Origin of the sequence: Nonomuraea sp. NPDC004580 (assembly GCF_040609855.1) — a bacterium.
GTDB classification, from domain to species: Bacteria; Actinomycetota; Actinomycetes; order Streptosporangiales; family Streptosporangiaceae; genus Nonomuraea; species Nonomuraea salmonea.
The window spans coordinates 74,838-101,317 of sequence record NZ_JBEXLH010000014.1; the positions used below are offsets into that span (position 1 = coordinate 74,838).

Annotated in this window: 21 protein-coding genes; 11 read left to right on the plus strand and 10 right to left on the minus strand. The window is 68.3% G+C overall.

Translation table 11 applies throughout. The features are described 5' to 3' along the window. Nucleotides 1-12: 12 nt before the first annotated feature. The 6 genes from ABZW11_RS17485 to ABZW11_RS17510 are packed head-to-tail and all read right to left on the minus strand — an operon-like array spanning nucleotide 13 to nucleotide 6,927. Nucleotides 13-1,473: an NAD-dependent succinate-semialdehyde dehydrogenase gene (locus ABZW11_RS17485; protein ID WP_355418052.1), complete on the minus strand. Its 1,461-nt coding sequence runs from the start codon at nucleotides 1,471-1,473 to the stop codon at nucleotides 13-15. 37 nt (nucleotides 1,474-1,510) lie between these two features. Continuing rightward, a complete protein-coding gene (locus ABZW11_RS17490; RefSeq protein ID WP_355418055.1) occupies nucleotides 1,511-2,578 on the minus strand; it encodes an ABC transporter ATP-binding protein in 1,068 nt (355 codons plus the stop codon). An 8-nt stretch (nucleotides 2,579-2,586) separates the two neighbouring features. After that, a complete protein-coding gene (locus tag ABZW11_RS17495) occupies nucleotides 2,587-3,654 on the minus strand; it encodes an ATP-binding cassette domain-containing protein (protein WP_355418058.1) in 1,068 nt (355 codons plus the stop codon). Next, nucleotides 3,654-4,565 (minus strand): carbohydrate ABC transporter permease, encoded by a 912-nt coding sequence (locus tag ABZW11_RS17500; protein WP_355418061.1) that lies wholly within the window; start codon nucleotides 4,563-4,565, stop codon nucleotides 3,654-3,656. The genes ABZW11_RS17495 and ABZW11_RS17500 overlap by 1 nt, the downstream gene beginning before the upstream one ends. Further along, nucleotides 4,565-5,515 carry a sugar ABC transporter permease gene (locus ABZW11_RS17505; RefSeq protein WP_355418064.1) on the minus strand — a complete coding sequence of 317 codons (951 nt, stop codon included), beginning with the start codon at nucleotides 5,513-5,515 and terminating at the stop codon, nucleotides 4,565-4,567. The genes ABZW11_RS17500 and ABZW11_RS17505 overlap by 1 nt, the downstream gene beginning before the upstream one ends. Beyond that, on the minus strand, nucleotides 5,512-6,927 hold the full coding sequence (locus ABZW11_RS17510) for an extracellular solute-binding protein (protein WP_355418068.1): 1,416 nt from the start codon (nucleotides 6,925-6,927) through the stop codon (nucleotides 5,512-5,514). Before ABZW11_RS17510 ends, ABZW11_RS17505 begins: the two co-directional genes overlap by 4 nt. A 388-nt stretch (nucleotides 6,928-7,315) precedes the next feature. Between ABZW11_RS17510 and ABZW11_RS17515 the strand changes: the two genes are divergently transcribed. From ABZW11_RS17515 to ABZW11_RS17550, 8 genes are all read left to right on the plus strand, one after another. After that, nucleotides 7,316-8,059 (plus strand): GntR family transcriptional regulator, encoded by a 744-nt coding sequence (locus tag ABZW11_RS17515; protein WP_355418071.1) that lies wholly within the window; start codon nucleotides 7,316-7,318, stop codon nucleotides 8,057-8,059. 88 nt (nucleotides 8,060-8,147) lie between these two features. Next, nucleotides 8,148-8,717 (plus strand): DJ-1/PfpI family protein, encoded by a 570-nt coding sequence (locus ABZW11_RS17520; RefSeq protein ID WP_355418074.1) that lies wholly within the window; start codon nucleotides 8,148-8,150, stop codon nucleotides 8,715-8,717. Between the two features lie 19 nt (nucleotides 8,718-8,736). Further along, on the plus strand, nucleotides 8,737-9,558 hold the full coding sequence (locus tag ABZW11_RS17525) for an alpha/beta hydrolase (RefSeq protein WP_355418077.1): 822 nt from the start codon (nucleotides 8,737-8,739) through the stop codon (nucleotides 9,556-9,558). An 85-nt stretch (nucleotides 9,559-9,643) separates the two neighbouring features. Next, on the plus strand, nucleotides 9,644-10,429 hold the full coding sequence (locus ABZW11_RS17530; RefSeq protein WP_355418080.1) for a hypothetical protein: 786 nt from the start codon (nucleotides 9,644-9,646) through the stop codon (nucleotides 10,427-10,429). Between the two features lie 254 nt (nucleotides 10,430-10,683). Further along, nucleotides 10,684-11,988 (plus strand): extracellular solute-binding protein, encoded by a 1,305-nt coding sequence (locus ABZW11_RS17535; RefSeq protein ID WP_355418083.1) that lies wholly within the window; start codon nucleotides 10,684-10,686, stop codon nucleotides 11,986-11,988. Next, a complete protein-coding gene (locus ABZW11_RS17540; RefSeq protein WP_355418086.1) occupies nucleotides 11,982-12,911 on the plus strand; it encodes a sugar ABC transporter permease in 930 nt (309 codons plus the stop codon). The genes ABZW11_RS17535 and ABZW11_RS17540 overlap by 7 nt, the downstream gene beginning before the upstream one ends. Beyond that, nucleotides 12,908-13,735, plus strand: a complete 828-nt coding sequence (locus ABZW11_RS17545) for a carbohydrate ABC transporter permease (RefSeq protein WP_355418089.1) — start codon at nucleotides 12,908-12,910, stop codon at nucleotides 13,733-13,735. Before ABZW11_RS17540 ends, ABZW11_RS17545 begins: the two co-directional genes overlap by 4 nt. A gap of 691 nt (nucleotides 13,736-14,426) precedes the next feature. Then, entirely contained in the window at nucleotides 14,427-14,774 is a 348-nt protein-coding gene (locus tag ABZW11_RS17550) for a hypothetical protein (protein ID WP_355418092.1), read from the plus strand. A 304-nt stretch (nucleotides 14,775-15,078) separates the two neighbouring features. On the opposite strand, the gene ABZW11_RS17555 is transcribed toward ABZW11_RS17550, so the two are convergent. Beyond that, complete coding sequence (locus ABZW11_RS17555) at nucleotides 15,079-16,116, minus strand: hypothetical protein (protein WP_355418095.1); 1,038 nt, start codon at nucleotides 16,114-16,116, stop codon at nucleotides 15,079-15,081. Nucleotides 16,117-16,446: 330 nt separating this feature from the next. Beyond that, nucleotides 16,447-17,517, minus strand: a complete 1,071-nt coding sequence (locus ABZW11_RS17560; RefSeq protein WP_355418098.1) for a kelch repeat-containing protein — start codon at nucleotides 17,515-17,517, stop codon at nucleotides 16,447-16,449. A gap of 157 nt (nucleotides 17,518-17,674) precedes the next feature. Between ABZW11_RS17560 and ABZW11_RS17565 the strand changes: the two genes are divergently transcribed. Beyond that, nucleotides 17,675-18,565, plus strand: coding sequence for a helix-turn-helix transcriptional regulator (locus ABZW11_RS17565; protein WP_355418101.1), 891 nt, complete (start codon nucleotides 17,675-17,677; stop codon nucleotides 18,563-18,565). Between the two features lie 91 nt (nucleotides 18,566-18,656). On the opposite strand, the gene ABZW11_RS17570 is transcribed toward ABZW11_RS17565, so the two are convergent. Next, complete coding sequence (locus ABZW11_RS17570) at nucleotides 18,657-19,991, minus strand: glycosyl hydrolase family 65 protein (protein ID WP_355418104.1); 1,335 nt, start codon at nucleotides 19,989-19,991, stop codon at nucleotides 18,657-18,659. 196 nt (nucleotides 19,992-20,187) lie between these two features. On the opposite strand from ABZW11_RS17570, the gene ABZW11_RS17575 reads away from it, so the two are divergent. Next, nucleotides 20,188-21,282 (plus strand): hypothetical protein, encoded by a 1,095-nt coding sequence (locus ABZW11_RS17575; protein WP_355418107.1) that lies wholly within the window; start codon nucleotides 20,188-20,190, stop codon nucleotides 21,280-21,282. A 427-nt stretch (nucleotides 21,283-21,709) separates the two neighbouring features. Further along, complete coding sequence (locus ABZW11_RS17580) at nucleotides 21,710-23,305, plus strand: ATP-binding protein (RefSeq protein ID WP_355418110.1); 1,596 nt, start codon at nucleotides 21,710-21,712, stop codon at nucleotides 23,303-23,305. Between the two features lie 366 nt (nucleotides 23,306-23,671). On the opposite strand, the gene ABZW11_RS17585 is transcribed toward ABZW11_RS17580, so the two are convergent. Then, nucleotides 23,672-26,452 (minus strand): DUF262 domain-containing protein, encoded by a 2,781-nt coding sequence (locus ABZW11_RS17585; protein WP_355418113.1) that lies wholly within the window; start codon nucleotides 26,450-26,452, stop codon nucleotides 23,672-23,674. Nucleotides 26,453-26,480 lie beyond the last annotated feature (28 nt).

The window sequence follows — 26,480 nt, forward strand, 5'->3', positions numbered from 1 at the left end:
AATCCGTGCCGGTCACGGTAGGTCGATCGCCGCGTAGGTGACGTCGAGGTACTCGAGGACGCCCTCGTGCGACCCCTCCTTGCCGATCCCGGACTGCTTCACGCCTCCGAACGGAGCCGACGGGTCCGAGATCAGGCCACGATTGATGCCGAGCATCCCCGTCTCCAGCCCCTCGGCGAACCGGATCGCCCGCTGGAGGTCACGGGTGAAGACGTATCCGGCCAGGCCGTGCTCGGTGTCGTTGGCCTTCGCCATCACCTCGTCGTCGGACGTGAACGAGATGATCGGCGCCACCGGGCCGAAGATCTCCGTCCCCAGCATCCGCGCGTCTTCTGGCACGTCGACGAGGACCGTGGGCGGGTAGAAGTAGCCAGGCCCATCCGGCCGCCGGCCGCCCACCAGGACACGGGCGCCGCGATCGACCGCGTCGGCGACGAGTTCGTCGATCTTGGTGACCGACGCCTCGTCGATCAACGCCCCGACGTCCACGCCGTCGTCGAGACCATGACCCATCGAGAGCGCGCCCATACGCTCGGCGAAGCGCGCCGTGAACTCCTCGCGCACCGGCTCCTCGACGTAGATGCGGTTGGCCGCGATGCAGGACTCCCCGATGTTGCGCATCTTGGCCACCATGGCACCGTCGAGCGCGAGGTCCAGGTCCGCGTCGGCGCACACGATCAAGGCCGCGTTGCCGCCCAGTTCCATGGAGGTGCGCAGCACGTTGTCCGCCGCCTGCCGGAGCAGCACGCGCCCGACCTCGGTCGACCCGGTGAACGAAAGCTTGCGGGTCCGGCGGTCGGCCAGCAGTGCTGAGACCACCTCGCCGGCACGCGCGGTCGTCACGACGTTGACGACACCCGGGGGCACGCCGGCCTCCTCCATGATGCGGGCCAGGAACAGCATGGTGAGTGGCGTCTGTGCCGCCGGCTTGGTGATCGTCGTGCAGCCCGCCGCCAGCGCGGGAGCGATCTTGCGGGCGCCCATGGCCAGCGGAAAGTTCCAGGGCGTCACGAAGACGCACGGCCCGACCGGCTTCGGCACGGTGAGAATGCGATATCCACCGCCGGGAGCGGTGTTGTAGCGCCCCTCGACCCGCACCGCCTCCTCGGCGAACCAACGGAAGAACTCGGCGCCGTAGGCCGCCTCTCCGCGAGCCTCGGCGAGCGGCTTGCCCATCTCGAGCGTTATCAGCCGGGCGACCTCCTCGGATCGCTCGGTCAGCGCCCGGTACGTCGCGGTCAGCAACTCCGACCGTTTTCGCGGCGGGGTCGCCGCCCACTCCGCCATCGCCTCGCTCGCCACGTCCAGAGCGGCGAGCCCGTCGACGACGCCGGCGTCCGCCACCTCGGCGATGGTCTTGCCGGTGGCCGGGTCCTCGACGGCGAAGGTGGCTCCGCCGGCGGCGTCGCGCCAGGCGTCGCCGATCCGCAGCCGCCGGTGCTCGGGTGCCAGGACGTTCATCGGGTCACTCATCGCGTCGCCTCCTGTGATGTTCTCGGTGCGCCACCGATCACCTTCCGGCTTCGGACAGCGCCAGCCCGGTGCCCGCATCGAACAGGTGCGCACGGTCCAGGTCGACCGTGACGAGCAGCCGCTCGCCCGGCGTACCGGTGACGGTGGTTCGTGCCTTGACCTTGAGGATCTCCTTCCCCACCCGGACGTCGACCACCGTTCGGTCACCGAGCGGCTCAAGGCCGTAGAGCTCACCCGACAACGACGCCTCCCCACGCTGCTCGACGGACAGGTCCTCCGCGCGCAGGCCCAGCAGCAGCGGACGACCGTCCTCAGCCGTGGTCCAGCGGGGCCGCGGCAGCGTCCAGCCTTCCGCCCCGACCAGGCGATCTCCCTCGGCGTGGCAGGCGAGCAGGCTGATCGGGGGGCTCCCGACGAATCCCGCGACCCACTGGCTGGCCGGACGCTCGTACACCTCGGCCGGCGTTCCGGCCTGTTGCACCTTCCCCTCCTTGAGCACCGCGACCTGGTCGGCCATGGACAGGGCCTCGACCTGGTCGTTGGTCACGTAGACGAAGGTCGCTCCGAGGCTCCGATGGATGCGGGTGAGCTCGGTGCGCATCTCGACGCGGAGCTTGAGATCGAGGTTCGTCAGCGGCTCGTCCATGAGAAACGCGCGTGGGCGACGTACCAGCGCCCGAGCCAGGGCGACACGCTGCATCTCACCGCCCGACAACTGCGCCGGACGACGCTGCAGCAGACGTTCGATGTGCAGCAGGCCCGAGATCCGCTCGACGGCGGCGGCGATCTCGCTCGCGGAACAGCGGCGTGCCCGCAGCGGCGAAGCGATGTTCTCGTACGCCGTGTGCCGCGGGTAGAGGGCGTAGTTCTGGAAGACCATGGCCAGGTCGCGTGCGGCCGGGGCGTCACCGGTCGCGTCCCTCCCGTCCAGATGCACCGACCCGGCGTCGAGCTTCTCAAGGCCGGCGATCGCTCGCAGGGTCGTCGTCTTGCCCGCCCCGGATGGCCCGAGCACGACGAAGAACGATCCGTCCGGCACGTCCAGCGTCACCCCGTCCAGAGCCTGGACTTTGCCGAAGGACTTGCGCAGCCCGCGCACTGTCACGCTTCCCATCAGGCCACCAGCTCTTCCGTGCTCGCGTCGTAGACCACCGGGGTCCCGCCGGTGTGCCGCAGCCCGACCGGTGCGTCAGCGGCGAAACGGACGGTCGGCGGCATCCGAACCCGTACGTCCCGCCGGCCGCCGTGGTCGACCACGTAGATGATCTCGTCGCCGAGCCACTCGGCCGAGACCACGCGGGCCGGGACCGAACGTTCCGCCCGTGGTTCCGTGACTTCCAGCGCCTCCGGCCGGACGCCTGCGACCAGGCGACGGTCGCGCGGCACACCTGGCGGTGGCATGAGGGCCAGTCCGCCCTCAGTGCGCAGCTCCCCGTCGGCCACCTCCACCTCGATCAGGTTCATCGGCGGGGAGCCGATGAACGCGGCGCAGAAGAGACTCGCCGGACGGTCGTAGACCTCCAGCGGGGTGCCGATCTGCTCGACGCGGCCCTTGTTGAGTATGGCGATCCTGTGGCCGAGCGACATGGCCTCGACCTGGTCGTGGGTGACGTAGACCATCGTCGTCCCCAGCTCCCCCTGCAGGTGCTTGATCTCCGTGCGCATGTCCGCCCGCAGCTCCGCGTCCAGATTGGTGAGAGGTTCGTCCATGAGGAATGCGCGCGGTCGTCGCACCAGGGCGCGAGCGAGCGCGACGCGCTGCTGCTCCCCGCCGGACAGCCGGCGCGGCCGCCGGTCCAGGAGCGGACCGAGCCGCATCAGCCGTGCGGCCTCGTCGACCCGCTCGCGCACCTCCGCCTTGGGCAGTCCCTCGGCCCGCAGGGGGAACGCCAGGTTGTCGCGGGTTCTCAGATGCGGGTAGAGAGCGTAGAACTGGAACACCATGGCGATGTCGCGCTCGGCGGGCGGCAGGTCGTTGACCAGCGTGCCGCCGATGCGGATGTCGCCCGTCGTCTGCCTCTCCAGGCCGGCTATGGCCCGCAGCGTGGTCGTCTTGCCGCAACCCGAAGGGCCGAGCATCACGAACAGCTCACCGTCATGGATGGACAGGTCCACGTGGTCGACCGCGACCGTCCCGTCCGGGTAGCGCTTGTGCAGGGCCTTCACCTCGATGCCCGCCATCAGCGCCGCACCGCCCCGAGCGTCACACCGGCGACGAGGTGCTTGCGCACCAGGTAGGCGAAGACGAGCACCGGCAGGGCGAACACCACGGAGGCGGCGGCCACCAGACCCCAGTCCACGGTGGTTCCGCCGATGAGGCCGGCGATGGCGGGTGGGGCCGTCCGCACGCTGTCGCTGGAGGTGAGGAAGATGGCGAACACGAACTCGTTCCACGAGAAGATGAGCGCGAAGACCGCCGTCGCGGCGATGCCGGGCAGCAGCAGGGGCAGGGTGAATCGCCAGAACGCCTGCAAGCGGGTGTAGCCGTCGAGCATGGCGGCGTCCTCGTACTCCGCGGGCACCTCGTCGACGAACCCCTTCATCATCCAGATCGTGAACGGGACGTTGAACGCGGCGTAGATGAGAATCAGGCCGAGCTTGGTGTCGATGAGCCCGACCTGGCGATACATGAGGAAGATCGGGATCACGACCACCACGGGCGGCATGAAGCGCGTGGACAGGATGAAGAACAGCTGGTCCTTCTTGGCCTTCACGGCGAAGCGTGAGTAGGCCCAGGCCGCCGGCACCCCCAGCACGGTGGCCAGCGCCGTGGAGGCCCCGGCGACCACGACGGAGTTGAGAAACGAGACGGACAGGGTCGAACGACCGCCGCCGGAGGAGACGAACACGTCCTTGAAATGGTCCAAGGTGACCTTGAAGTCGAAGAACTTGGCCGGGATGGCGTAGACGTCCCGGTTCTCCTTGATGGACGTCTCGATCATCCACAGCACCGGAAAGAGCATCACGACGGCCAGCACGGCCAGCAGCACGACCTCCAGCGCGGAGCGGCCCCGGCCGCCGAAGCGGCGCGCGGGTGACCGGCGATCCCGGGCAGGACGTGCGGCCACGGCCTCGTCGACGGAGACTGCCATCAGTCCTCCTTGAGCTTGTTCAGGTAGCGCAGGTAGAGCTGCGTGAGGACGATGACGACGAGGATCATCAGGATCCCGTACGCCGAGGCGGTTCCGGTGTTGAAGCCCAGGAACGCGACCTTGTAGACGTGGAACGACAACGTCTCGGTGGAGACCCCAGGTCCTCCGCTGGTGAGGATGTAGACGAGGTCGAACAGCCGGAAGGCCTCGATGGCTCTGAACAGCACGGCGATGAGGAGCAGTGGCCACACCAGGGGAAGGGTGATGGTGCGGAACCGGAACCACTCGGACGCCCGGTCGATCGAGGCGGCCTCGTACAGGTACTGGGGAACCGCGGTGAGGCCCGCGAGTGCGATGAGCATGATGAACGGCGTCCACTGCCAGGTGTCGACCAGGATCAGCGAGATCAGTGCCGTTCGCTGCCCGGTGAGCCACTCCACCTGCCCCAGGCCGAGCGAGCCGAGCATGCTGTTGATCACGCCGAATTGCGCGTCGAGCATGAATCGCCAGAACAGCCCGACCACGACCGGCGACAGCATCATCGGCACCAGGAACAGAGTGGTCAGCAGTCCTCGCCCGTGCGTGCGCCGTGAGATCAAGTAGGCGATGGCGAAACCGAGCACGGTCTGCAGGGTGACCGCGCCGACCACGTAGATCAACGTCGTCAAGGCCCTCAGGTGGACCTGCTCCGAGGCCAGGATGGCGGTGTAGTTCCCGAACCCGATGAAATGGGCCGGCCCCCCGCGGGTGGCCGAGTAGTCGGTGAAGGACAGGTACAACGCCCACAGCAACGGGAACACCGACATCGCGAGCAACAGCAGCAGCGCGGGCGAGGTGAAGGCCACGGCGAGCCCGCGATCGCTCAGGCGGCGGAACCGACCCTGAGCAGGCGGTGTCGCAGACGCCGCCTGCCCGGGGTGGCCGGTCGTCAGGGGGGCGGAGTCACTCACAGTCCGCCGCCGCCCTTCCCGCTGCCGGCGTCGAGCACGCTCTGCTGTTCCTTCGCGATGTCGTCGAGCGCCTCCTTCGGCGCCTTCGCGCCGTTGAGCGCCGCGTTCACGTTGGTGTTCTCGATGTCGACCAGGCGCGCGTACTCGGGCACATTCCACATGTCCCGCATCCGCGGCACCGAGTCGGTGTACACCTGGTTGAACGGCGCGGCATCGAGGAACTCGGGCGACTCCAGGGCGTCCGTACGCGATGGCACGCCGCCTGCCGCGGCCCACTTCTTCTGGATGTCGGCCTGCTCGAACCACTTCATGAAGTTCAGGGCCTCATGCTGGTTCGCCTCGGGCGAATAGGCCGACACGTGCATCCCCATGCCGCCGAGAGGCACCAGGTTCGTCTTCTGACTCGGCAGGGTGGCGAAACCCAGCTTGTCGAGGATCTGCTCCCGCGTGGTGCCGAGCGTCGACTGCTTCGGGTCGAGCAGGCCGCCGCTCGCGGCGATCCAGTTGAACGCGATGCATGCCTTGCCCTGGGCGACCGCCGCGTTCACCTCGTCGATGAACCAGTTGCCCGAGCCCTTGGCGGTCAGCGGCTTCATCTTGTTGACCAGGACGTCCATCGCCTCCTGGCCCGCAGCGTCGTTGAGGACGCCGTCGATCTTGCGCGTCTTGGGGTTCCAGAGGTTGCCGCCGTAGACGCCGTTGACCGTGTTGTAGGTGACGGCCGCGGCGTCGGAGCCGTTGGCCTGGTGGAAGGCCAGCCCGCTGACGCCGGGGTTGTCCGCCTGGCACTTCTCGGCGACTGAGATCATCTCGTCCCAGGTCTGCGGTGGCTTGTCGCCGATCAGGTCCTTACGGTAGATCATCGTCCAGGTGTCGCCGAGCAGCGGCAGTCCGTACAGGCTGGCGTTCTCGTCCCGCTTCCCGGTCTCCGCCTGGGGGAACTGGCCGTAGGCCGCCAGGAGGTAGGGGTTGTAGGCCTTGACGTCGATGTTCTTCTTGACGAAGTCGGTGATGTCCAGGATGTTGCCGTTCGTCACGGCCTCGCCGATGTGTTGCGAGTCCAGGATCGGGATGTCGAAGTCGGTCTTGTGCGCGGCGAACTGGGTGAACATCGCGTCGTGCCAGTTCGCGTTCGGCACGGTCTTGACCTTGATGGTCACGTTCGGCCGCTCCTTGGCGTACTCCGCGTTCGCGAAGGTTTCCAGCGCGTGGGCGGGGGGCCAGTCGAACCAGATGAAGCTGAGGGTCAGCGGATCTTTGGTGAGCTCCGGGATGGTCGCCGGCGCCTTGGGGGCGCTGTCGTTCTGGCCGCCGCAAGCGGCCATGGCCGTGGCCACGACCATGGCCGCCGTCGCCAGCCGCACCTTTCGGCCGGGAACGGACAGTCGTCCTCTTCGCTTGGGATACCGCATCTTCTCGCCTGCTTTCTGGGCGGGGACTTCTGGAGCCTTGCTGCGTGCTTCGCCGAGCGGTTGCTGCATTGTTCAGGCGTGTCGCCGGCTGTCGCGGGGGCTGACCCGCGGACCGGAGACACGGATACGCCGCGCCGTGATGGGGCTTCAAGCAGCCGAGACTTCGGTCCTCGTGCGGCCCGGCGGCGAACCGAGCAGGACGTCGAGCATGCTCATGGAAGCTCCAACTGATCGAAGCGGAGCGATGGCGGACGGTTCCCCGATAGGTGAGGGATGGCTGGCATCCGCCACCTTTCCTATACGATCCGATGGGGAGCGTCAACATCCCGCAGTATGGCGACCGATGACAACAGGTTCCCGAGGACGCAAGAAAGGACCTCACGTCACGATGGACGACGAAGCGGTGATCGCGCGGCGCCGTGCGGCCATGGCGGGCGGGACACCGCCGCGGAGATCTCGCGGCCGGCTTGCCGACGAGGTGTACGACACGCTGCTCGGACAGATGATGTCGCTACGGATAGAGCCTGGCTCCCGGGTCACGATCGATGCCCTGGCGCGAGAGCTGGGGGTCTCACAGACGCCGATCCGAGACGCTCTGAACCGCATGGAGGCCGAGGGCCTGGTCGTGCGGGTGCCTCATGCCGGCTATCGCATTCCCCCCCAGATCACCCGTCACCGATTCGAGGACATGCTTGAGGTCCGCCTGCTCCTCGAGCCGGCGGCGGCGCGCAGATCCGCCGAACGCGCATCCTCGGAGCAGGTGGCCGGCATGCGACGGATGCTGGAGGACATGGCGGAGCTGGAGGGAGGCAAGGGACCCATGGCCTATGGCGCCTTCGGGCTGCGCGACGCCGCTTTTCACGATCTCGTCGCCCTGAGCGCGGAGAACCAGGTCATCCGCGAAGCACTCGCTCGCCTGCACACGCACGTGCACCTCTTCCGGCTGCACCGCGACGCCCAGGTCACTCACCTCGCCATGGCCGAGCACGAAGAGGTTCTGGCCGCGATCGCCGCGCGTGACCCCGACGCCGCCGCCTACGCCATGCGCCGGCACATCCTGCGGTCCGGCGAGCGGTTCCGGCGGTTGTTCGACCAGGCCGAGGGCGCGGACGGAATGGCCGCAGAGGCTTGACGGGCGGGGCTGGGCCGAGGAATGCTGACTCAATCCGATCGGATCGGATTGGATCCACCTCACCCGCCCCAGATGCGAGGAGAAGCAGGTGCCCAGAGCGCTGCTCCTGACCGGCGACGCCGCCGAGGAGCTCGACACCATGTATCCCTACTACCGCGTGCAGGAGGGCGGCTGGGACGTCGACGTCTCGTCACGGACGATGCGTGACGTTCAGCTGGTCATCCACGAGTTCGACCCCGACTCCGACGCCTACGTCGAGAAGAACGGCCGGAAGCTGCCGGTGGACGTGCCCTGGGCCGAGGTCGACGTCGAGCGCTATGACGCCCTCATCATCCCTGGGGGACGTGCTCCCGAGTGGATCCGGGTCGACGCCGACGTCAGGCGCATCACCGAGCACTTCTTCGCGCGCAACCTCCCGATCGCGCTGGTGTGCCACGGCGCGCAGGTGCCGGCCGTGTACGGGCTGCTGAAAGGGCGGAAGACGGCGTGCTTCCCCCCCATCACCGGCGACATGGAGAACGCGGGCGCGACGGTCATCGACGCTCCCGACGTCGTGGACGGCAACCTCGTCTCCTGCCGGGGGTGGCCCGACATGCCGCAGTTCGGCAGGGCGATGATGGAGGTCTTCTCGAAGTCCCTCAACTCCGCCTCGTCATGAGCACGCCTGGCCTGTCCCGGTGACGGCACTTCGGACCGTCACAGTCGACGGCTCCCCCGTCCACGTCCTGGAGAGCGGCACCGGCCCCGCGGTGCTGATGCTGCACGGCTCCGGACCCGGTACGACCGGATCCGGCGCCTGGGCGGCGACGGCACAGGCGCTGGGCACGTCCTGGCACCTGGTGGCTCCTGACCAGGCGGGGTTCGGCCGTACGCCGATCCCGGCGGGCCCCAGGGGCGGGCTCCGGCTGTGGACGGAGCAGGCCGCGGGCCTGATGGATGCTCTCGGTGTCGAGCGCTACGCCGTGGTGGGCCACTCCATGGGCGGCGCCGTGGCGCTGGCGCTGGCGGCAGCGCGCCCCCAGCAGGTCACCCGTGTCGTGGCGGTCTCGACGATGGGCGCCCCCGGGGCGCCGCTGTCCGCCGAACTCGACGCGGTCTGGGCCGCCGCCGCCGACCCGCTCGGGGCACGAGACATGTTGAGCCGCCTCGTCCACGACCAGGCGCTCGTGACCGAGTCGGCCGTCGCCGCCCGTGCGGCCGCGATGCGAGCGGGGGCGGCCGCTTACGCGTCGTTGTTCCCTCCGCCCAGGGCACGTTGGGCCGACGACCTCACGCTCCCGGCGCGAACGCTGGCCGGGATCCGCGCGCCCGTGCTGCTCGTCCACGGCGCCGAGGACCGCGTCACCCCGCTCGGGACGGCAGCCCTGCCCCTGCTCGACCACCTGGCCGATGTCCGTCTGCACGTGTTCGGCCGATGCGGCCACGTGCCGGCGCTGGAGCACCCGCACGACTTCAGGCGGCTCCTGTCATGCTTCCTCAGCCGGGACCGAGGCTCCTGATCACTGCGACAGCAGCAGATCTGACGGTGCCACGGACAACTCGGGACGGGCTTGAACGGCGCGAGGAGTAGCACTCCATCCCGAGGTGTGGTTTGACATGAGCGCATCTCGAGCGATAGATGCGTCGCTGGTGTCGTCGAAAATCTCCGTGCCCGCCTTATGCGCTCTGGCGATCCTGATGCCGTTGGCGCCCGCGGTCATCGTGCCCAAGCCCGCGAACCTCGTCGCCGGTGCGGTCGTGGCCGCGCTGCTGGTGGTGCCCGTCGTGGTGCTGCGCCGCAGGCGTTGGGTGCCGCGACTGGGCGCCGCGCTGCTCGCTCTGCTCGCCGTGGCCGTTGTGCTGACGGTGCTCGGCCGCGTCGTCCATCAGAAGGGACGGCGTGAGCTTCGTCCGCTGCGCTGGCGGTGGCCGTTGGTCTTCTGGGGCGTCGCCCTGGTGCTGGTGAGCATTCCTCAGGCGATGGTGTGGAGCTCCCTCGCCGATGGGCCGGCCGAGTACTCGATCATGGTGATGGACGGCGGCTGCTTCGGCGGTATGGAGGAGATCCTGCTAGGGCACCTGGCGGCCGTTCTGATCCTGATCCCGCAGCCGATCGTGTTGGGGGTGGGCTTCGGGTTCTGGGCGCTGCTGGCGCTCACCGGGCGCCGCCCGCTGGGCCGAGTGGTGGGCTGGCTGACGCTCGTGCCCCTGGTGCTCCGTGACCTGATGATGAACTGGATGCCCGTACTCGGGTGCGCACAGTCGTCGGACGAGGCGACCCATCCCGTCACGATCGCATGGGTCCTTGTCACACTCCTCCCCATCGTCCTGGTTCTGCTGGCGGTACGGGTGCGCCGAGCAGCGGCTCCGACGGAGGAACAACCCGTATAAGGGCGCGCACGCTTGCGCTACACCCGAACCTACGATTCACCGTGACCCGTGGACGCGTCGAGCCGGGTTGCCGGGGAAGCCGATAGATAACGTTACCCATTCTGGCGGATGATGCCACCGGGATAGCCCGGACTTACCACTGTCACGATTGGAGACCGTTCCCCAACCCACCTCTTGACGGCACCCTTTGTGACGCTTACGTTAACTGCCATCGGGGAGCTTTTAAAACGTTTTAACCATCTCGGAGGGACGTTGTGAAGACCTCGCACCGCACGCTGGGAGCGGCTTTGGCCGTCCTGGCCATGGCGGCTCTGACCTCGTGCGGCTCCGACTCGGGCGGCGAGTCCGGCGGCGGCACCGTCACCCTGAAGTTCCTCGTCGACAACAGCCAGGCCACGGTGGACACGGCCAAGGCGCTCGCGGACGCCTTCATGAAGGCCAACCCCACGATCAAGATCGAGACGGAGACGCGGCCGGGCGGCAGCGAGGGCGACAACATCGTCAAGACGCGGCTGTCCACGGGCGACATGTCGGATGTGTTCTGGTACAACTCCGGCTCGCTGCTCCAAGCGCTCAACCCGGCCCAGACCATGGTCGACCTGACCGGCGACCCGGTGCTGGCCAACGTCCAGAAGGACTTCCTGCCGGTGGTGAGCCAGGCGGGCAAGGTCTTCGGCGTGCCCGCAGGCACCGCCATGGGCGGTGGCATCCTCTACAACCGCAAGGTCTACGAGCAGCTCAAGCTGGAGGTGCCGAAGACCTGGGCCGCGTTCATGGCCAACAACGACACGATCAAGGCGGCCGGGATCACCCCGGTGATCGGCACGTTCAAGGACACCTGGACCTCCCAGCTGTTCGTGCTGGGCGACTACTACAACGTGCAGGCGGCGGTGCCGGGCTTCGCGCAGGACTACACGGCCAACAAGGCCAAGTTCGCCACCACCCCGGCCGCGATGGCCGGCTTCCAGCACCTGGCCGAGGTGCACGCCAAAGGCTTCATGCAGGAGGGCTTCGGCTCGGCCACCAACGACCAGGGCATGAAGATGCTGGTCGAGGGCAAGGGCGCGCACTACCCGATGCTCAGCGCCCAGCTGCCGCCGCTGGTGGCCAGCATGCCGCAGGCGGCCACCGATGTGGGCTTCTTCGGCATCCCCGGCACCGACCCGGCCAGGAACGGCGCCACGATCTGGGAGCCGCCGGGCATCTACATCGCCAAGACCAGCGAGAACGTGGACGCGGCCAAGAAGTTCCTGGGCTTCATCGCCTCCCCGCCCGCGGCCGACGCGGTGAACAAGGTGGTCCAGCCGGCCGGACCGTACCGGATCCAGGGCGCCAAGCTGCCTGACAACGCGATCCAGGTGGCCAAGGACCTGCAGGTGTACGTGGACGAGAGCCGTACGGCGCCCGCGCTGGAGTTCGTCTCCCCGGTCAAGGGCCCGTCCCTTGAGCAGATCACGGTCGCCGTGGGCTCGGGGCTGACCCCGGCCGCCGAGGGGGCCGCGCAGTACGACAAGGACGTGGAGAAGCAGGCCAAGCAGCTGGGGCTCGCGGGATGGTGACGAAGCAGGCGACCGGGTCCCGCACGGGGCCCGGCCCGGCGCCCGGACACGCTCGCAAGGCGGCCAAGCGCAAGTCGCCCTATCCGTACGCGCTGTATCTCCCGGCCGCCGTGGTGTTCCTGGTGATCTTCCTGGTGCCGACGGCGATGGCGTTCTACTTTGCGCTCACCCGGTGGACCCTGTTCGACAGCACCTTCGTCGGCCTGGACAACTTCCGCGACTTCCTGGCCGAGCAGAACCTGCGCGTCGGCTTCGTCAACACCTTGATCTACGCGGTGGTCACCAGCGGCCTGAAGGTCGTGCTGGGTTTGCTGCTCGGCGTGCTGCTGACCTCGAGGCTGCGGCTGCGCGGCTTTCTGCGCTCGGTGGTGTTCTTCCCTGTGCTGGTCTCGACGGTCGCGGTCGGCATCACGTTCAGCGTGCTGCTCAAGCCGGACACCGGCCTGGTCAACCAGGCTCTGGCGCTGGTCGGCATCGACGGCCGCGACTGGCTCGGCGACGCCACCACCGCGCTGCTGTCGGTCGCTCTGGTGGACGTGTGGAAGGGCGTCGGGCTGGCCACGGTGATCTACATCGCCGGCATCATGTCGATCCCGCAGGAGTATCACCAGGCGGTGGCGGTGGACGGGGGCGGCGCCTGGCATCGGTTCAGGCACGTGACGTTGCCGCTGTCCTGGCCGGCCACGTACTCGGTGATCATCCTGTCGTTCATCGGCGGGCTGCGCTCGTTCGACCTCATCTGGACGATGACCCGCGGCGGCCCCGGCTTCACCAGCGACACCATCGCCTCGATCATTTACAAGCAGTATCAGGCCGGCTTCTTCGGCCTGTCCACCGCGGGCAACGTGCTGCTGTTCCTCATCGTCTCGGCCATCGCCGTGCCGCTCAACTACTACCTCGGCAGGAGGCAGGTCACCGCATGAGAGCACTCCGCAGCCTCGGCGCGGAAGCGGTCGCGCTGGTGCTGGCCACCGTGATCTTCCTCGTCCCGTTCGCGCTCATGCTGCTGACCGCGGTCAAGGACCAGAAGCAGGCCATCGACCTCGACTTCGCCTGGCCCACGAACTGGCCGGTCGTGGAGAACTTCATGGCCGTGGTCGAGGCCCGCGACTACGTGCTGCTGCGCGCCTACGTCAACAGCACCGTCATCACCGTCGCCGCCGTCACTCTGCTGGTCGTCTTCGGCGCCATGGCCGCGTTCGTGCTGCAGCGCCGCCCGGGCAAGGTCGCCAAGGCGGCCGACTTCCTGGTGCTGTCGGGGCTGATCATCCCGCCCGCGGTCGTGCCGACGATCTGGCTGCTGCAGGCGCTCGGCCTGTTCAAGACCCTTCCGGGGCTGATACTCGCCGAGGTCGCCTTCAACCTGTCGTTCGCGATGCTGCTGTTTCGCGCGTTCATCGCGGCCATCCCTCGCGAGCTGGACGAGGCCGCCCAGATCGACGGGTGCAACGGCTTCCGCCTGTTCTTCCGGGTGATCTTCCCGCTGCTGCGGCCGGTCACCATCACGGTCATCCTGGTCAGCTCGGTCAACATCTTCAACGACTTCGTCAACCCGCTCTACCTGCTGCCCGGCGACGAGAACGCCACCGTCCAGGTCACCCTCTACAACTTCCAGAGCCAGTACAGCACCCAGTGGAACCTGCTGTTCATGGACATCGTCCTGATCACGATCCCGCCGCTGCTGCTGTTCGTCTTCTTCAACCGCAAGATCGTCGCCGGCATGACCGCCGGCGCCATCAAGGGCTGATCACCTTCGACCACCACTGTGAGCGCCCCGCCTGTCCTGGGCCGCCCGGAAGTTTCACCCCCGCCCACGGCGCCGGTGACACCGTCATCCTCAAGCCCGCCGAGCTGATTCCGCCGCTTCCACAAGTCCTGACATGTGGATACCGTTGGAGAAGATCGGTCCCTGCGATCCGCAGCGCCACTACATGCTGCCCCCGCACCCCGGCTCCCCGAGGCGCGGGCGCTGATCGAGATGGACCGCTGCTTCGTGCTGCACGCGCCCCGCCAGACCGGCAAGACGACCACGCTGGCCGCCCTGGCATCCGAGCTGACCGCCGAAGGCGACATCGCAGCGCTGATGTTCTCCTGCGAGGACGCCAAGACGGCCGGTGACGACGTCGCTCTCACGGAGGCGGTTCTGCTGGACACACTCCGCGAGGCCGCCGAGACCTCGGGATGGCCCGACGACCTCCTGCCGCCGGACCCCTGGCCACCGGCCAGGAGTTCACCAAAGACGCGGTGGACCGCGTCTTCGAGCTCACCCAAGGACAACCCTGGCTGGTCAACGCCCTCGCCCATGAGCTTTCGTCCTCCCCGACGGCCGCTTCGACCTGCCCCGCCTGCTGGAGGAGTTCGTCGTCTTCTGGCGCGAACACGGCGAAGTCCTCATCCAGCAAGAGGGCTACCACGAAGCCGCCTGCCAGATCATCCTCATGGCCTTCCTGCACCGCCTCGTCAACGGCGGCGGCCACCTCGACGGCGAATACGCCGCCGGCAGCAAGCGCCTCGACGTACTCGTCCGCTGGCCCTGCAAGGGACCACAAGGCGAGCGGCAGATGCAACGCGAAGCCATGGAACTCCAAGTCCGGCGACCCGGCGAAAGCAACCCCCTACCCGAAGGCCTCACCCCACTTGACCAATACCTCGACCGCCTCACCCTGCCCACCGGCGTCCTCGTCATCTTCGACCGCCGCCCCCAAGCCCCCGAATGGAAGGACCGCGGCACTTTCACACAAGCCACCAGACCCTCCGGCCGTCAGGTCACCGTCCTGCGCGCGTGACGTCCGAGGCGATCCACGTCAGGGCGTCAGGGCCGGACGTCGAATTCGCCGGGGACGATGGCCAGAACACGAAGCGGCCGCGTGCTTGCGTGTGGACATGCGTTACGGCATCGATGTCGCGACCCTGGGCGAGCCCGCGGAGCCGGCGAGCTGCGCCGTTACCGGGCCACCACAGACGATCTCGACGTGGCGGTCATCGGCGTGAGCGAGCCCGGCTCGCCGGTGCGGGCCTACGCCGCGGCGGGCGCCACGTGGTGGCTGGAGCACCCCCACGGCTATCGAGGGTCGGTGGCCGGCTCGTGGATCACAGGGCCGGGCCGGCGCAGCGGGTCACGACGCTGGGGACCTTGTGGGCGTTGTCGGCCTTGTAGGGGTACGGCGGCTCGGTGAACGGGGTGACGCCGCCGCCGGTGCCGCCCGCGCCGGTGTCCCGCAGGCCGGTGGTCCGGTCGTAGACGTTGCCCCGGGCGGTGATGTACGACGGCCGCACGTACATGAACTGGTGCGGGTTGTTGGTCTTCTTGAAGTAGTTGTTCTCGATCAGCACCGAGGCGAGCGCGCCGGCGCCCACGGCGTAGGTGTTGTCGACGGTCGTGTAGTAGTTGTTGAAGACGTGCCCCTTGCCGAACAGGACGCGCGGCATGCGCTGGTCGACCAGGTCGGCGAACCAGTTGTGGTGGTAGGTGACGTTCAGCTTCCCCGCGTCGATCTCGTCGTCGTTGGCGTCGGAGCCGTTCAGGCTGGCCAGGCGGTGCGGGTGGGACGGGTCGGTGTACCAGAACTTCACCCAGGAGACCGTGATCAGGTCCGAGCCCTTGGTGAGGTCGAGCAGCCCGTCGCCGGCGTCCCAGATGTTGAGGTGGTCAAACCACAGGTGATGGGCGCCGCGGGCGGAGATCGTGTCGTCCGGCCCTGAGCCGGGCCAGAAGCCCTCGAAGTTCAGGTTCCTGACGATGATGTTGCTGCTGCCGGGGGCGATGTTGATGCCGCCGTGGATGGTGGCGTTCTCGTCGGCGCCGATCAGGGTCTTGTTGCTGGCGATGTCGACGGCGTACGAACCGGTGGTGATTTTTCCGGAGATGCGCAGCACCCGTGGCGTCGCGTCACCGCCGTACCGCTCCAGCTCCTCCAGCGTGGTGATGGTCTGGGGCGTCGCGTCACCGCCGCCCGTCGTGGTGCTCAAGCCGTAGCCGGGGACCGTGCCCCATCCGACGAGACGGTCCTCACAAGGGGCGGCCGACGCCGCGCTCTGGCCGGTCGCGACGATGGTGGTGACGAGGAGCAATGTCACGGCGGCGGCTTTGGGCGTGGCGGCCTTGCGGAGGCTGGTCAGCGGTTTCATGGGGGGTTCCCTTCAAGGGGCCGAGCGGGGTCGCCGGAATGCAGGAGGGCAGGAGGGCAGGAGGAAGTATCAGAAATGTCGCACAGCTGCATTTCGGAGCATTTCCCGAATAGAGGGAATATATATTCAGGCCTGAGTGTACATACTACAACGTTACGGTCGGACCGAAGTGCTGTCAATAACCCTGTGGTGACGCCCCGCGCGCGGCGCGGACATCATCGGCGCCGAACGGGCGGCGCCGTACAGGAGCTGACTGCGCACGCCCGCGGCGACTCCTCGCGATCCCTCTGGGGGTGATGGCCCTCCTGCCCCGCCAGGCCGTCCTTCCGGCTACGAGGCCGCCGGGCGGTAGACGTCATTGACGTCCACGGGGGCCGCGCCGGCCGCCGTGCCGCCGCCCGGGATGTAGATCGTGCCGCCCACCGCAACGGCGGCGGTGCCGTGCCGGGGCACCGGCATCGGTGCCAGGCGCACCCAGCGGTCGTGCGCCGTGTCGTACGCCTCGGTCTCGGAGAAGACCGTGTTCGGGTTCGTCCCGTCGTGCCGTCCCTCGCCGCCGAACGTGTAGATCTTGCCATCTACGGCGGCGGCGGCGAGCCCGCCCCGGGCCGTCGGCATCGGCGCCCGCTCCGACCAGCGGCGCGCCCGCAGGTCGAGCGCGTACACGGTGTCGCGCACGTTGACCTGGCCCCGGTCGCGGCCACCGAGCACGTAGAAGGTCGAGCCGATGACGGCGCCGCCGACGTGGTCGCGCGCCTGCGGAAGGCTCGGCAGCCGCTCCCACCGGCCGGTCGCGACGTCGTACGACGACACGAGGTCCACCGTGTCCTGCAGGCCGCCCGGGCCGGGCGTCAGCGTGCGCATGCCACCCGCCAGATAGATCTTCGTCCCGCGCACGCCCATGGCGGCGCTGCCCCGTTCGATGCCGGCGGGCATCGGCGGCAGCGGCGTCCACTTGTCGGTACGCGGGTCGTACACGAAGCTGTCCCGCAGTGCCTGCCACGACGCGCCGCCGGACAGCCCGCCGAGCACGTAGATCCGGCCGCCGACGGTCGCCACGTTGGGATGGTTCATCGGGACGGGCAGCGGGGCCGCCGTCGACCAGGTGTCGCGCCGGGTGTCATAGACCTCCATCCGCGCGGTGGTCTCGACGCCGCCGGCCGCGTCAGGGATGATGCCGCCGATGAGGTACACCCGGTGGCCGACCGCGGCGACGCTGTGCTCCTGGCGGGGCCCCTTGCCGATCGCCGCCCGCGGCCGCCACCCCTTCCCGTAGACCGGCTCGACGGCGGGAACCGTCGTGCTCGCCTTGGGCGTCGGGTGGTCGGGGTGCGCGTGAGCGGGCAGGGCGGGGCTCGCCGCGAGGACCGCGCCGAGGAGCAGGGCGATACCACGTCTCATGATGCCTCCTAGCCTTCGTCGGTGCTCGGGCCGTCGGGCCACGAACGCCTTGGGTCCCGTTCACGCTCGCCTGCCACCCGGCCGCGGGCCAGGGCTGCGTTCACCCAGGGGTTGTCACCCCCTGGCTACGGCCACCGCCGAAGGTCACGATGGAGAGGTGAACCTCCGCGAACTCGCCGCGTTCCTGAAGACCTGCCGCGCCCGCGTCCGTCCGACGGACGTCGGCCTGCCCGCCGGCACCCGGCGCCGGGTGCCCGGACTGCGCCGGGAGGAGGTCGCGCAGCTCGCGGGTCTGTCAGCGGACTACTACACCGAGCTCGAACGCGGGCGGGGCGCCCAGCCGTCGGCCCAGACGCTGGCCGCGCTCGCCCGCGCGCTGCGGCTGGCAGGCGACGAGCGCGATCACCTGTTCCACCTCGCGGAACGGCCCGTCCCGGCGGCGCACGGCACGACCACGCACGTCCAGCCGTCCATGCTGGCCATGCTGGACCGGCTGGCCACGACGCCCGCGATGATCATCACCGACCTGCACGCGACCCTCGTCCAGAACGACCTGGCCGCCGCGCTGATCGGCCGGCACCCGTACCGGCAGGGTCCGAAGGCCAGCTACGTCTACCGCTGGTTCACCGACCCCGCCGCCCGCGCCCTCTATCCGCCGGAGGAGCACCCGCACCATTCGCGGGTCTTCGTCTCCGACCTGCGAGCGGTCGCCGCCCGCCGCGGCCGCGACCCGCACGTGGCGCAGATGGTCGCCGCGCTGCGGCGGCGCAGCGCCGAATTCGCCGCCCTATGGGACACCCATGACGTGGCGCTGCGCCGCGCCGACCACAAGCGCCTGGTCCACCCCGTGCTGGGGATCATCGAGGTGGACTGCCACAGCCTGTTCAGCGAGGACGGCCGCCAGCGCCTGCTGTGGTTCACCGCACCACCCGGCAGCCAGGGGGCGGCCAAGCTGGAGCTGCTGTCGGTCATCGGCACCCAGGACATGAGCCCGGAGGGCGTGCACGTCAGCGATCCGGACGTGCACGCGGACGCTTCGACCGGCTGACGTGGTTGGGCCACCGGTTCTCACCGGGGGGTCAGCACGGGGTGCCAGATGCCGTCCCAGCCGTCGTCCTCGCGGTAGGCCGGCAATCGGCTCAGGCGAGCGTGAGCCTGACCTGGTGAAGGCCGGTCAGCGTGGCCGGCAGCAGGTCCGCCTCGTGGCCGTCGAGGCGGACGTCCCGTACCTTCGTACCGCTCCCCGACACCGTGACGCGCAGGGTCATGTCGCGGTAGCGCAAGCCGTCCAGGGTCGCCCCGCCCCAATCGCTCGGTACGGCGGGCGCGAAGCGGATGCCCTCGCGCTCGAACCGCAGGCCGAACAGGCCATGGTGGACCAGGCCGAGCAGGGTCGTGGCGGACCAGGTCTGGTCGGGCTCCGACGGCCACTGCCTGCCCTGCTGCCAGCCACCGTCCGGGCGGCCGGTGACGGGGTGGTAGACCTCGCGGAGGCCGTCGTCGCCGAACAGCGTCACCAGGTCGGTCAGCGTCTCCAGGAACCGGTCCGCACGCCCGATCCTGGCCATGGCGTCGCCCCAGACGGCCATCACCATGGGCCAGCAGCTCGCGTTGTGCCGGCCGGGACGCTCGGGGCCGTAGCGGTCGAAGTGCGGCCAGACATTGACGACGCCGTGCGGCTCGCGGTGCGTGTTCGCCGCGATGAGAGCCGCCTGCCGGTCGTCGGCGATGCCGAAGATGATGGCCAGGGCGAGGCCGAGCGTCTCCTCGTGGGGGTCCAGGCGACCGTCCTCATGCCGGAAATATCCGTACAACCCGGCGTCCTCCCGCCACAGCCACCGGTTCACCGCGGCCGCCGTCGCCTCGGCCCGCTCCAGATGCGGGCGCCCGTCGCGGCCGAGCGCGCCCGCCATCATCGCCAGCGCCCGATGGGCGGCGGCGTAGACGGCGTTGGTCGACAGGCACATGATCGTGTGAGCCCGCGGGTAGTCGAGCACGAAACTCGAGCCGATGCGCGGATCGTTCGGCGGCTCCGGGTAGCCCGAGATGCCGTCCTGCATGACGGCGGGGCCGCGATAGAGCCCGTACGCGGCGTCGTACCGCTCCTTGTCCAGCACGTCCATGGTCGCGGCGGCGACCGCGTACGCACGCCGCAGGAAGTCCTCGTCACCGGTCACCAGCACGTGGTGCCAGGCGGCGACCGCCCAGATGATCTGGTCCCACCACTGGTCGTCCTGCTGGACGAGCGTGTCGCCGGCCACCGCGAGGAGGGTGTCGCGGGCGGCGTCCGGGGACAGGACGCTGGCCGCGTACCAGGCGTTGATCGAGGCGTCCCTGGTCCACGGGTCCGGGTAGCCGCCGCCGGCGCGGATGATGCCGCCGATCGTGTTGACGTTCAGCAGGGTGTGCTGGGCTGCCGCATAAATCCGGGTAAGGGCGGAATCCGGGCAGATCAGCGCGGGCGGGTGAGGCATGCCGGGATGATACTTGTCGCCCTCGCCTGACGGAAGGATTTATGCCGCATATCCCAGCAAAAGCGCTGATCAGAGACCCAGAACAATGGCCAAAAAGGCTTCACTTGAGCGGCGGATCCAGCATCCTGGGCGTGTCCAGAACTGCCTTGAGCAGAGCTCTCTTTCTCTGGCCCCCTTTTCCTGCAAAGAGGTATCCGTGACTCGGTATGCCATCGACCGTGCCCACAACACGCTGCTCGCCCTGTGGAGCACCGGCATCGGCGACACCGCCATCATCGTGGCTCGGCTTACCCACGACCAGCTCCCCCACAACACCCGCGAGCTCGCCGGTGCGCTGACCCGCCTGTCCCACGTCTGCTGGCGCTCCTACACGCACCCCGCCAGCGCCGCCCACCGGCACAACCCCAGCAGCCTCGGCTGGCATCGGCAACTGGAACGCGACGCCTTCGCCAAAGTTCTCCCCCTGATCACCGCTTCCCGGCCCACCGACCGGCCGATCAGTACCAAGGTCGAGCACGCCGCCCATGACCTCGCCCGCGCCCTACGCGTACTCGACACGTCTCAGCTCACGACGCATGTCACCACAGACGTCGCCGCCGAACTCGCCGCCATCGAACAAGCCGAACGCGGCGACCTGTCCGACCGTGCCCAACAGGCCGTCACCCTCAGCCGCGAGGATGCCTCGCCCCTGCAGATCTCGCAGGCGGACCGCCTGCTCCGCGACAACCCCTTCGGCAATCAGGACCTCCTCACCCAGGTCGACCCCACCGCAGCCACCATCGCCGCCGCCCACTGGTTCCACGCCGCACTCAACGTCACCGCCCTGCACACCGGCATGCACCCGATGCAGGTGGTGGCCAGCGCCGAGCAGCCCGACAAACCGCTGGCTCTGGAGAGCCTCACCGACATCGCCACCGCCATGAACGTGGGCGCCCGCGCCAGGCATGTCATCATGCCGCTCATCCGCAATGCACTCAACGTCGCCGACGGCCACCTGCTCGGCATCCTCGAAGTGCAGGACCGCATCACGGCCGCCCAGCAGCTCATCGACAGGGCCCGGACCGATCAGGCCAAGCTCGACCTCAGCCCGGACACCATCTACCTGCCCCTCACCTCGCTCGACCCCGCTCGCCCTGCCCCCGATCTCCTTGACAACCTGCTCCACGGCATCAACACCTGCTGGCAGCTCTACCAGCGCCACACCCAGAACCCCCACTCACAGGAAGCCCGTCAGACCTTCGTCGCCGCGCTCCGAGAAGAAGCAGCGACCAGACCCGAAAGACTCCTGTAGCGGGCCACGAACGTGTCACTCAAGGTCGGCCACGGTCAAGGTCGCTGTCCGAATAATCCCGTTCTCGCCCTGCTTGAGTCACAGAAACTACTTCGTCCCCAGTCTCACGAGAGGCCGGCAGAGACGGTAGCTCGGCAGCGAGCGCGTGATTCATCATGAACGGCCGCCTCCTTTCCTGAGGGAACACCGCCGCGCACGGGCGTTGCCTCCGACGACGTCTCCTACGTTCGCAACCTGGGTCCTCTCCGGAAACCGGAGCGCCGGAGATCGCCAACCCGATCTATCGGGAGTTCCTGCTGCGGCAGTGGCTCCTGTTCACCGACCTGCTGAACCGGGAACAGTACGGACCTTTCACCGACGAGGAGCAGGCCGAGGCATGCCCGAGGATCTTCGAGTCCTCATATCAGAACGGTGGCAGAATGTGACCATGCCGCCACCCCGAGCGAGGTACTTCAACACGACCGGTCCCTGCGATCCGCAGCGCCACTACATGCTGCCCCCCACACCGCGGCTTCCTGAGGCACGGGCGCTCATCGAGGTGGACCGCTACTTCGTCCTGCACGCCCCCCGGCAGACCGGAAAAACCACCGTCCTGGACGCTTTGGCCTCCGACCTGACCGCCGAGGGCGACACCGCCGCCCTGATGTTCTCCTGCGAGCGCGCCAAAGCGGCCGGCGAGGACGTCGCCTGGGCTGAGGCGCTTCTGCTGGATTCCCTCCGCGAGGCCGCTGATCTGTCGGGCTGGCCGAAGAAGCTGCTACCGCCGCGTTCCTGGCCGAAGGCCACGCCGGGTAGCCGGTTCGGTGCGGCGCTGCGTGAGTGGTGCCGACGCTGCCCGCGCCGGGTGGTGCTGTTCCTCGACGAGATCGACGCCCTGCAGGGCAACAGCCTGGCCAGCATCCTCGGCCAGCTCCGCGACGGGCACAACAGGCGATCGAAGGGCTATCCGTTCCCCTCGTCGGTGGTGCTGTGCGGGTTGCGCAACCTGCGGGACTACAAGGTCGCCTCCGGCGGCGCCCCCGGCCGGTTCAACGCGGCCAGCCCGTTCAACATCCTCGCCGACTCGCTGCGCCTGGGCGACTTCACCGCCGACCAGATCACCGAACTCTACGACCAGCACACCCATGCCACCGGCCAGGAGTTCACCAAAGACGCGGTGGACCGCGTCTTCGAGCTCACCCAGGGACAACCGTGGCTGGTCAACGCCCTCGCCCATGAGATCACCTTCAAGATGGGGGTGACCAGGACAATCGGCGACCGGCAGGTGGAGGACGCGAAAGAGCGGTTGATCCGGGCGCGCGCCATCCACCTGGACTCTCTGGCGGCTCGGCTGTACGAGCCCCGGGTCAAGCGGGTGATGGAGCCGATCGTGGCCGGCGGCCCCTACACCGACCGCGGCAACTCCGAGGACCTGTCCTACGCCCGCGATCTGGGCCTGATCACGCAACAACCTCCGCCACAGGTGGCCAACCCGATCTACCGGGAGGTCATCCTGCGCGTGTTGGGCGACCTCACGGAGCAGAACATCCACGCCGACCCGCACAGCTTCGTGCTCCCCGACGGCCGGTTCGACCTGTCCGGCCTGCTCCGCGAGTTCGTCGTCTTCTGGCGCGAGCACGGCGAAGTGCTCATCCAGCAGGAGGGCTACCACGAGGCCGCGTGTCAGATCATCCTCATGGCCTTCCTGCACCGACTGGTCAACGGCGGCGGCTACCTCGACCGCGAGTACGCCGCCGGCACCAAACGCCTGGACGTGCTCGTTCGCTGGCCGTACAGCGGCCCGGACGGCGAACGATTGATGCAACGCGAAGCCATGGAGCTCAAGGTGTGGCGGCCAGGCGCGGACGACCCGAAGCCCGAGGGCCTGGCCCAGCTCGACCGCTACCTCGACCGGCTGACCCTGAACACCGGCGTCCTGGTCATCTTCGACCGCCGCCCCGAGGCCCCGCCCTGGCAGGAACGCGGCGGCTTCGAGCAGGCGACCACCCCTTCTGGCCGCCACGTCACCGTCCTGCGTGTATGAGGGATGTCCGGGTTTCGATCGACACCCATACGGCCGCTTCGACGATGTGCCGGTTTCCGGCATCAGGATTGGATCACTCCGCACATACCCTAGGGATCCATCACTCGCCTACCTCGCGAGTGGATCCGCGACGTCTCCTGGTGCCTCGTCTCCCCATCGACGAACAGCGCAGATACGGCGACATCCATCGGCGGCTGGTGCGTTTCGAACAGGCCGTCGCGGAGGTGGGCAGCGTGGGGGCGACACGTAGCCGGACGCTCACGGAACTTCTCGCGGCCGGGCAGCTCAAAAAGAGCTGAGAATATTCACTGACTCAGTTCACAATTGCCCGCTCCTGACGCAAACTCCATAGAAAGCCGGTCAGCGTCAGTCACCCTCCTGCTCACCCGACGCGGTCACCGTGGCCATGAACCAGTCGAGCGCCGCGACGACGACGTCGAACACGGCGACGTTCGCCAACTGCGTGTTCTTGATGGAGGGGTACAACTCCAGTTTGGCGACGGGGATGTCCACGCCGGGTGCGTCGTTGAGCCGCTGCCGGAGCTCCTCGCGAAGTGCCGGGTCGTCGAACGGCCTGCGTTTGCGCAGCACCCCGAAGGGGATCTCGACGGTCTTGGCGTAGAAGCGGATGACGTTCATGGTCTGTCCGCCGACCTTGATGATCGGCGCGCAGGAGGCGTTCGCGGACGTGCCGTACTGGAGCTCGCCGCCTCGCGAACGCCAGTGCTCCAGCAGCCGCTGCACCGCACCGGCGGCCTGCGGACCGCTCGCCTCGTTGAGCTGGTACAGGAAGCGCTCTTCCAGCGACGTCAGCGCTTGCGGCGACAGGGACCCGTCGCCCGCGGCCTCTGTCTCGGCCAGGTCCGCGGCGATGGGCAGACCGAGGAGTTCGGCGATCTCGCGGGCGGTGATGTGCTGGTCCGCGGAGGCGCGTCCCGCGTCGTCGAAGACGATGCCCTCCGCGCGCAGCACCTCGTGAACGTCCCGGTCGTCGTCGGGATCGGTCCAGCGGAAATTCTCGGAGACCTGCCCGGACCTGCTGAGGACCCGGTGCGCGTTGAGCACGGGGACGGTCGCCAGATGGACGCCGACGGGCACCGGATGTGAGCCGATCAGCTCGGCGACATCCGAGTACGAGGTCCAGGTGGCGGCGGGCAGGGCCGCCACGGCGCTGTGCAGCAGTGTCCAGTCGCGGGAGGCCGCGCTCCCGCGGCCGGATTCCTCGGGCCCCGGCCAGATGGCGATCGCGCGTTCGGCGAGCCGGTCGGCGCGGGCCAGGATCTCGGCCTTGCCCCAGCGCTCGCAGGCGGCGATCTCCTGGTTCATGACCAGGCCGCTCTGCCTCAGTTGATGGCGCTTGGCGGCGAAGGAGTTGTTGCTCAGCTCCGAGTTGTAGCCGCTGAGCGTGAGGTTGCCCAGCGTGTGCACGAGCTGCCGATGCAGGAGATCGGCGTCGTCTCCCCCGTGGGAGAGCTCGCTCAGCCAATCGGCGGTCATGGACTGCGGCAGGACGTGCTCGATGGTGATGCGCTTGTCGGCCAGGTCCACCCGCTCCTTGCTGCCCAGTGACTCCTCGATGCGTCGGAGGATCAGCTTCTGCTGCACCGTGCGTCCTTGCCAGTAGAAGGCGCGGCTGCGGATCTCCTCCCGCAGCTGCGCGTCCGAAGGCCAGTAGAGCCTGGCCGGCGACAGCGCGGTTCGTACCGCTTGCGGCACGTCCTCCTCGGCTACCAGCTGGACGGCGAGCCGTTGGAAGATGCGGTTGAGGTTGCCTGTGGTCACGCCCGCGATCAGGCGGCGCACCAGGAAGCTCTCGACGTACGTCAGCGCCTCGCTCACCTCCTCATCGCCGACGTGGTCGTCCTCCCGCAGCTCGAGCAGGCGCATCACCAGCGGGTAAGCCGTGGACGCCTGCCACTCCTTGAGGAAGCGCAGCCGTCCGGCGAACGGAAGGTCCTCGGAGGGGAACAGGACCTGCCTGAGATGCCGCGCCCGACGGTGCAGGTCCTGGACGTACGCCTCGACCTGGCTCTCGTCGCCGGACAGGGTCAGAAGCAGCTGCTGATGGCCCCGGTAGACGGCGTTGTACTGTGCCTCGCCGCCCTCCCGCAGGACCAGCACCAGGTACATCAGTTGTTCCATGGCCTTGGCGTCCAGCTGGTCCTGGATGGGCTTCCAGTACGCGTCGTAGACGTGCTGACCCCGGGTGGGCAGGCACATGAAGACGTAGTTGCGGATGAGGTCCACCTGGCTGAGCCGCATGCCCGTGTTGTTGATCGACTCGAAGATGCGGAACGCGTTGTCGTCCTTCTCCACCAGGATCTGCACGAGGTTGAGCCGGTCCAGCAGCACCGACTCCACGCGCGCGATGTCATGCGGGTCGGCCGGGTCGTCGAACTCCTTCAGCATGCTGCGGAAGAACTGGTAGGCGTTGCCGATCAGACTGCCGGTCCTGCCGTCCGACGCCCGGTCCACGCACGCTTTGAACGCCGCTCGGTCGCTCTGTGTGGGCAGGAGCCGGTAGCGCAGTTCGCCCTGCTGGAACTTGTTGATCAGGTGCAGCTCGTTGATACGTTCCAGAGCAGTGGGATCCTCGGCTATCAGGTGGTCGCGGAGCGCGCAGAGCGCAAGCATCAGAGTGGTGAGACGCTGTTGTCCGTCTACGATGATCCACTGGGACCGACTCGGTGCCAGCTCCGGCCCTGGAGCGAGAACCACTGAACCCAGGAAATGACTGGGGGCGTCCTGCCGTTGCTCGGCGAGCACGTCGACCTGGGCAGTGATATCGGACCAAAGCTGGATGAGCTGTGGACGCTCCCACGTGTATTGCCGTTGGTAGAGGGGAACCAGTAACTGCTGATCACCCTGAATGAGCTTCCGAAGGGTGGTTTCGTTCGCTTTCATACAGTCCCGTTCGTCGCCCGAGCATGCACACCATCGAAAGAAACTTAACTTACGATGCGCCGCCAGGCCTCGACAAGGTCCAGATTCCGTGACACGCCGAGATACCGCCGACCGTGGAAGCTGGAGCAAATAATGCATATCCACGGTGCGATGCATCTTAGCTCCCGAGGTAATGGCTATTCGGGTGCTTAGATGCAGCGCAAAAAGAGCAAATGGGACGATACGACCGTGGTTCGCAGCCATATATGTCGAGCCTGCTACGGCGCCTGAA